Source organism: Pseudobutyrivibrio sp., from assembly GCF_017471675.1.
Classification (GTDB): Bacteria; Bacillota; Clostridia; order Lachnospirales; family Lachnospiraceae; genus Pseudobutyrivibrio.
The window spans coordinates 42,833-50,900 of sequence record NZ_JAFUSK010000063.1 but is presented as its reverse complement, the minus strand read 5'-3'; the positions used below and the strand labels follow the sequence as shown (position 1 = coordinate 50,900).

Here is an 8,068-nt window from a genome sequence, read left to right as displayed (position 1 = left end):
TAGGTAGGATTCCCCAGCAATTCATAAGCCAGTTAGGGAAGGCTGTATAGTAGGCAGCCTGCACGCCCCATAGGATGGCACGATGGCGATATTCCTTGCAGGCCATTTCCTTGTTCTGATATGCCTTTGTGGCAAGGGCTGTTATCTTTTTGTCTGTATCTAAGAATATCTGGCTGCTGCCTCCACCTGCCATATAAACACCATAGCGGTAAAATCCAAGTGTGGCACCAAGTAGCTGAGGATATGGGCTTTTATTAATCTCAAGCCACTCTAAGAATTCCTTTGTCTCTTCGTTAAATCTGGCCATATTGGTAAACAGATAATCCCAATCGTACTTTTCACCAGTGTGTTCTTCAATAAATCTGATTGCATTAAGAACTTCTTCACCAGCGTATTCCTGTACACTCTCCTGCCTATGGCGGATAGGTGCTGCCAGCTGGAAGGTAGGAATCCCCATACTCCTTGCCATAAGGCCGCCACCCATAAGACTGCCATCACAGGTGGTATTGCACTGAATAGCACAGGCTCCAATAAGAGGAAAATCATCCTCTAAGGCTGCGCCAAATTCTGCTGCAGGCATAGGGCATACATCTGTTGGTACACCGTATTCGTGGGTCTTATCAACATAATGCATTACGCCGTTTTGGCACATGAAGGAGCTGGTGTATATAGCAGGCACCTCGTAGCTAACCCATTTAAGATTAGGGAAACCGCCCATCAGTGTGCTCATCATGTTTTCATCAAAGATAACCATCTTTTTAGAAAGCTCAACATCATTTCCAATTTCAGGGTCTGCCTTGAACATGTCAGTTAAAGACAATGTCATATCAAGAACTATCAGGCCGATTCCCTCATGGGCAAGCCTAAGCTGAGTGCCTCTTAAGCCCTCTGTGTGCCTGTCCATAAAATCAGGCACAGCCAGATAATTGCTCATCCAGCGATATCTAAAAAAGCCTTTGAAATTGTTAGGCTTCATCATGAATTTTCCAAGTGTAAAAAGATAGTAAAGCCATCTGGTGTAGTCGTACCAGGTATCCCTAAAGCCTCGCCATTCCCTGCGACGGCGGGGACGTTTTCCAGAATATATTACCTTACCAAGGGGCTCACTTCCTAAAGCCTTTCCCATTAGCTGATTCTCCCTTCCTGTTTCTCAGCAGAAATCTTCTTCATTTCTACTCTTTCTACGAATGCCTGAATACGAGTGCGCAGCTGACCTGATGAACGCACTGCATAAGGCCTATCCACTGATAGCACTGGATAGCCATATTCCTCAGCCATTACATGAAATGCGCTTGCTCTTTCATAGCCCCAGTAATCGCAGAACTTAATCTGCTCATAGATTAGCCCATCTGCATGATATTCCTTAGCAAGCTTATCCACATATTCCCTGCGCTCCATTATCTTATCCTGGTTGAAAAAGCGTGGGCATTTGCCCCACTGTAGGTATGTACGGCAAATCTGAGTAAGTGCATCCTCTTCATCATTAAGCTCTATCACCTGTCTTCCAGGAAGTGAGCCAAAGCAGTATCTATCTGCCACAACCAGCGCTCCACATTCCTCTGCTAGCTTAATAAATTCAGGGTCGTCTATTTCGGAGCCAACCATAACCACCCTGATTCGATAATTGTTTTTCTCATCTGGCACTCTCACCTTTAGCTCGTCTAAAGTATCCTGAAGCTTATCAATTATCATAGATTTAGGGCAGCAATAGCTAGCCAGACAAAGTACTGCAAACTCATAGCCTGTGATTGGTGGATTATCGTATTTACGATAGTCCCCGATGGCAGTAAGAAGCCTGCTTACTTCATTTTGCTCTTCCACAGCAGCACGCATTGCCTCATCTGATATATCTACTCCCAGCTTTTCATGAAGTGGTTCTAACACATGAATACGCATTTGCTTAACATAATGCCTAAGTGCTGTTTCGTCTGATTTCATTGGAACATCAGAATAGGTAACAAAGAAATTCTCATTTTGATTTGTATCAAGACGTTCTATATTTTCCACACATCGATTCATCTGTGCGCAAGCATCAGGGGCGATAATACAATCCAGATAATTGTAGCCGCCTTCTATAGCACGCTCCAAATATGCGCGACATGCCTCACACAAAGTAGAGCTCATGTAGTAGGTTCCCATTTCTATGGAGCCTGTACGAGGAGCTCTAAGCCTTGTTGAAAAGCAACCATCAAGATTTAGCAAAGGTTCAGGAATCTGAAAGCACACATGACCAATTGCATACATTCCAGCTTCCTTCCCCTTTCTTGCTAAATCGTTGTATGTGTCATCTAAAAGCTTTTCAAAATAATATAGATGTTTAAGGTCCTTCAAAAAACTATATCCTCCCAATATTTTAAGATGAGTGTTGGTAATATTTACCTATGTTATGATAACATAGTCCGCTGTTTTTAGAAATATTTGCTTATCCTGTTACTAATTTTGATATTATTTCATTCTTTACACCCATCATGCCATTTTTCATACATTCCAAATCAACAGCATCAAGAATATCATTCATGGTTATTTTTCTATTTTCTGCAGCTGCTCTATAGGCTGCCTCTATAGCCGCATTTTTTATACCGCTTCCGCTTATTTCTATTGCTTCAGCTAAAATACTAAAGTTTACATCTGATGCAAGAGGTGCCTTGTCTGGGAATGCCGCTTTCCATAGCTCTTCTCTTGTCTTTTCATCCGGCATACCTATTGGTATGATGTAAGTCATTCTTCGTTTGAAGGCCACATCAAAATTCTGCAGATTGTTTGTAGCAAGAATAGAAACACCTGGGTACTCTTCTATTTTCTGCAATAAATAAGCTGTTTCTGCATTGGCATGCTTATCATTAGATGAAGAAACCTCTGTACGTTTTGCAAACAATGAGTCTGCCTCATCAAAAAACAGTACCCCATTGGAATTTCTTGCAGCCTCAAACAAGGCCCCTAGGTTCTTTTCTGTTTCGCCAATATATTTGCTGGATATCTGGGATAAATCTATCCTGTACAAATCCAGTGACAGTTCATTGGCAAGCACTGATGCTGCCATTGTCTTGCCAGTTCCCGGTGGGCCGTAAAGTACAATTGCAAGGCCTTTGCCATAAGGAAGCTTTGGTCCAAAGCCAAAATCATCATTTACCCTGCTTTTACATTTAACCCTATTGCTTGCCAGTTCAAGTAGCTTTTTGCTATCTTCTTCTATTTTCAAATCATCCCATGTAAATGGACTTGTTATTCGCTTTGCAATATCTCCAAATGAAGCTGCACATATTGAGCGAATGCTTTTTTCTATGGATTTCTTGTCAATCTGCTTGTCTTTAGCAAATGGGAATGCCCCTAAAACACTGTTAAATATCCTGCCTGCATTAAGGAAGTATTTGGATACCAGCTCATCCACATCTATATCATCTGCAAAGGTACTACCATAATAAGTAGTAGCTTCCTGCCAGATTAATTTCATATCCTCACAGCCTGGTTCAGTTAACTGCACCTGATAGCATTTCCCCGTTACCATGGCTTCTATTTCCTTTGTAGGTTTATTTTCTGTTCCTACAATTATTACCGAAAAATAGCTTTGCAAAATAGCAAACATGTACCTTACTTCTGAAAACCGGCTTCTATCAGCTGGCAGATTATATAAATATAAAATACAATTATTTAAAACCAGCTTTACTGCTATATCAGAAAGAATAGCGTTTCTATTTTTCTCTGAAAAAGATAGCAATCTGCTTACATCTACGCTAAGTGCCTTTTTTTGAATATGATTAAGCAGGCACTTAACTAAAAAGCGCTTTCCTATTCCCTTTTCTCCAACTAAAAAAACAACGGAATCAACATCTGAAGAGCCACAGCTTAAAAAGATATTTAACAGTTCTTTTTCTTCAGATTTATGGATATTACAATTAGAATCATTAGAGCATAAATAATTTGCGCATAAAGAAATATCCCCTAAAGTCTCCCCATTGCCCTCGATATAGAGCAATGCTTCATGTCTTAAAACTAAAGGAGTGTTTAATTCACTACTGGTTTGTCCAACATTTTGTTCCAGCAGTACTCTATTCAAAAATGAATCCTTATCAAACAATATTTTTGAATCTATTTCATCATCTTCAAGAAAAGTAGAGGCTAAATCCAGGCATAGTCTGGCAGTTGGCACAGAGGATTTGCCTGGGCTTAAGGTACTTTTAGAAAGTGCTAAATCAATGCTCCCGTTAACCGCAGAAAACCATGCCAGCAAAAATGCCAGCCATTCAATGGGCTCTAGCATACCGACCCACAGTATTTTCGAAAAAGGATAATCCTTTTTACTTTTTATGGTAAGCTCACATCTTATAATAAAGTTAGAAAAAAGCTCCCTACAAATTTCTGGTTCACTATCAGAGGCCACTGTTAGGGCATTTATAAATGAAAGGGCGTACTCAGCTTCTTCCTCTTTATCCCTAAAGCAACCAGCCAATGTCTGTTCTTTAGTATTCATCCTCCACCTCTCCAAAAATCATATCAGCGTATGGTTCAAAATCGGCTCTGGTAAATACACGTCCTACTTTTACAAATTCGTACTGAATAGCCTTTAGGTAATGGCGCATCCATACCTTGCCATCTGCTGTTTTATCCTCGGCAGCAAGGAATGCTGCATTTAAAACACAGTTTTTGATATTACCACCGGCAAACTCAAACTTCTCGGCTATAAATCTAAAATCAACATCATCCCCAAGTGGTGTTGTTTTAGGCACAGTTGTTGTCCAAAGCATTTCTCTGGTGTCTTCGTTAGGGAACTGGAACTCAACAATATATTTCATTCTTCTAAAGAATGCAGGGTCAATATTATGTTTGTAGTTAGTTGCCAGTACACATACACCGTCATAAGCCTCCATTTCCTGTAACAGAAGAGCTGTCTTATTATTGGCAGATGCCTGATTAGAACCACCATCATCTGCTCTTTTTGCAAAGATGGTATCGCACTCATCAAAGAACAAAACTACATTACACTTTTTTGCTTCTCTAAAAATCATAGATAGAGATTTTTCTGTTTCACCAACATATTTATCTACAACCTTAGAAATATCTACCCTATATAGCTCCAGATTAAGCTCATGGGCAAGAACCTGAGCCATCATTGATTTACCAGTACCAGGAGCTCCATATAGTAAAACTGTCAGGCCTCTACCATAAGGATATTTTTTCATGTAATTCCAATCCTCATAGACCTGTTTTTTGTTATTCATTTGTTCTATGGCATGGCTAATCTGCTCTCTTTGGTCTTTGTTCATTACAATATCGTCGAATCCAAATTTAGCCTCCACACGGGTAGCCTTGGCAGAAAGCTCAGATGACATTTGGGCATTACAGCTCTTAAACAACGTAGCTCTATCGATTTCCTTCACCTGATCCATTACAGCCAAGGACTTACCATAGGTAATTGCGTCTTTAATCTTGCCAGGAGTAAACAAAAACTTGGTTGCCATCTCAAAGAAATCAACATCCTCACCAAATTCATAGCCCTTGGAATAGTAATTCCAGCAGGCGATTCTTCCATCAATAGCAGGAGCCGGCAGCTCAAGCAGTGTAATCTGCTCCTTTGTAATCTCCTTAAAATTAATAGTTTCCTTGGAATTGGCAAATACGATAATTCCTTTTTCCGTAAGCTTGGTGAAGAAAAGATCCATATAACCAAAAAACTTTTCCTTCTCTTCTTCTCTATACTGAAGCTCTTCAAGTACACAGCAGGCATCAGTAAGAATACATTCTCTGGTAACAGCCCAGATTGCCTTTTCTACATAAGAATAATCATAAACAAACAGCTTTTTACAGTTTACAGTGATGGCACGCATACCATTTTCTTCACAGAACTTTCTAATAAAAAACTTTCGTCCTGAACCCTCATCTCCATGATAAGAGAATAGCTTACTGCCATCCTTATAGGCTATTTTCATAGCTTCTAGCACATTCTCATTACAAAGAATTTCATCAAGCTTTTCTCCATCCTTTGTAAGCATTCTCATAAATCTAATATAGTTTTCATCTATTTTCATACGGTCTCTACCAAACAGGTAATCAATGATTCGCTTGTCTGGTGAAACTACTGTTGAAAATGGCATAGATGGCACTACCCTAAGATCCAAAACAGGTAGTAGCTGTTCTAAGCAAATAGACATATCCCCGTAGGCTCCAGTGATAGAATATTTTTGACCATAGTAAAGACGTCCTGCTGATTCAATAGTAGGATTCATCAGGTTTCCATTTTCATTTACAATCTGAAATATTCCTGAATAGTCTGTCTGTGTTGATGAAAGAATTCCACAGGCAAAACAGAAAATAGTAAATGGGTCAAATTCCATTTTTTGGCATAGATTATAAAATGGCATATCTATACCAGCCTCAACTGTAAGCCTTGCCTTCTCCTGGATTTCAATAAGACGCTCTGTAACATTTATATCTTCTTCTATAGACTTTTGATTATCAAAATCCCCATTATATGCGCCAAAAACTCCAAATGCTGCTAACAATTCTTCGTCATTATAATCGTCATAATCGTACTTGTCGTATTCTTCACCATCTTCGTCTTCCTGGTCTTCATCTTCCTCGTCATCAAAATCATATTCGCTATTAAATTCCCGGTCAAATCTAATAACATGCTGGGCCGCTGCATCAGCTGCAATCTCTAAATCTGGATAAAGAACATTTTTATAACCACCCTGCCCATTAGAGAAAGTAGTTTTCATATTTTCCAGATACACACTAAGGCATCTGTTAACACAATCAAAAATATTCTTCATATATTCATCATAGCTTGAAAAAATATTATTATCTGCCACGGTAACGCCTCCTTATTTATTAGGGTCAACATGAAAAACTGCTGTTTTATCAAAAATACTTTTCATTGTATTAATGGATGTATCATCTACTCTGTCATAAATACTTTTATCTGTATTTAGATTTATAGATTTAGGTGGTGTGTCATAGGCATATCCCATCTCTGTGCCATTTAAATCATCATTAAATATAAGTGCCCTTTTCTTTTCAGCCTCTCTTTTTTTTTCATTGGATTCATCAATAACTCTATCTGTATATTTCATAGCTATCACTCTTTCTTGATAACAATTTTAATGTCTGATATCATTATTTTATTAAAGCAAATGTCTGTATATTGAATAAGGAGTGTATATATGTTTGATATTTTTAAAAAATTCTTACTTGTTTCAGCCTTAATCTTTTATGTTATTACTTTATTTTCATTTTTTTCTGGCGATTCAACTGTTTTCTTATTTTTCTTCATTCTCCATAGCATTACACTCATGCTTTTTGCATTATTTTCCAATCTAAAAAAAGATACCTCAGAAGAAGATGCTGAAGAATATGTTGAAAGAATACAAAATATTAAGACTCAGTGGAGAGAAGAAACTGAATCCTTAAAAAAACAGCTCAATGAAAAAATCGATTCAACTACTTCACTTGAGGAACAAATTGTTTCTGACAACATGGAAATCGTTAAGCTCAAGGAAAAAATAGATGAGCTAAATCAAGCTATTGATGATGCAAAGAAGGCTGCCATTGAAACTAAATCTAATGCCAATGAAGATGAATTGGCACTAAGTGTCCTTCCTTCTTATTTACCTGAAAAATCCATGTCCACAACCATCAATATAATCGATGTTGCAAAGGCCGTAGCTAAGGAGTTTCACGATGATGCTATCAAAGCAGGATTAACCTTAACTGTTTCCTCAACTGAAGAATCCCTTTTAGTGAAGGCCGATGCAAATCTAATCCGCATCCTGTTTAGAAACATAATTGATAACTCTATCAAATATATGAATCGTCGTGGTAGCCTTATTATTACCATATCCTCCGTTGCTGATGATATATTTGTTGTATGCAAGGATAATGGTGATGGCCTTGCCCCAGAAGAAACCAAGCATATTTTCGAACTTAATTACCAGGGTTCTAATCGAATCAGCGGTAATGGTCTTGGCCTCTTCCAGGCAAAAGCTATTGTCACCTACTATGGTGGAACCATCTATGCTAAGAGCAATTCAGGTGCTGGAATGGGAATATATATCCAGCTTCCAACCACATAATT

The 8,068-nt window shown here is 38.5% G+C and carries 6 protein-coding genes; 1 reads left to right on the top strand and 5 read right to left on the bottom strand.

Annotation, left to right across the window (positions count from 1 at the left end):
- From IJ535_RS10130 to IJ535_RS10110, 5 genes are all read right to left on the bottom strand, one after another.
- Positions 1 to 1,126: 2-hydroxyacyl-CoA dehydratase family protein (locus IJ535_RS10130; protein ID WP_294302168.1), on the bottom strand; the 1,126-nt coding region annotated here is incomplete at its 3' end.
- Positions 1,126 to 2,331: a 2-hydroxyacyl-CoA dehydratase family protein gene (locus IJ535_RS10125; protein ID WP_294302165.1), complete on the bottom strand. Its 1,206-nt coding sequence runs from the start codon at positions 2,329 to 2,331 to the stop codon at positions 1,126 to 1,128. The genes IJ535_RS10125 and IJ535_RS10130, both read right to left, overlap by 1 nt.
- A 91-nt stretch (positions 2,332 to 2,422) precedes the next feature.
- Positions 2,423 to 4,468 carry an ATP-binding protein gene (locus IJ535_RS10120; RefSeq protein ID WP_294302162.1) on the bottom strand — a complete coding sequence of 682 codons (2,046 nt, stop codon included), beginning with the start codon at positions 4,466 to 4,468 and terminating at the stop codon, positions 2,423 to 2,425.
- On the bottom strand, positions 4,458 to 6,806 hold the full coding sequence (locus tag IJ535_RS10115; protein ID WP_294302158.1) for an ATP-binding protein: 2,349 nt from the start codon (positions 6,804 to 6,806) through the stop codon (positions 4,458 to 4,460). Before IJ535_RS10115 ends, IJ535_RS10120 begins: the two co-directional genes overlap by 11 nt.
- A gap of 12 nt (positions 6,807 to 6,818) precedes the next feature.
- Positions 6,819 to 7,067: a hypothetical protein gene (locus tag IJ535_RS10110; RefSeq protein ID WP_294302155.1), complete on the bottom strand. Its 249-nt coding sequence runs from the start codon at positions 7,065 to 7,067 to the stop codon at positions 6,819 to 6,821.
- Between the two features lie 90 nt (positions 7,068 to 7,157).
- On the opposite strand from IJ535_RS10110, the gene IJ535_RS10105 reads away from it, so the two are divergent.
- The gene (locus IJ535_RS10105; protein WP_294302152.1) at positions 7,158 to 8,066 is read left to right on the top strand and encodes an ATP-binding protein; all 909 of its coding nucleotides are present in this window, start codon (positions 7,158 to 7,160) and stop codon (positions 8,064 to 8,066) included.
- Positions 8,067 to 8,068: the final 2 nt, after the last annotated feature.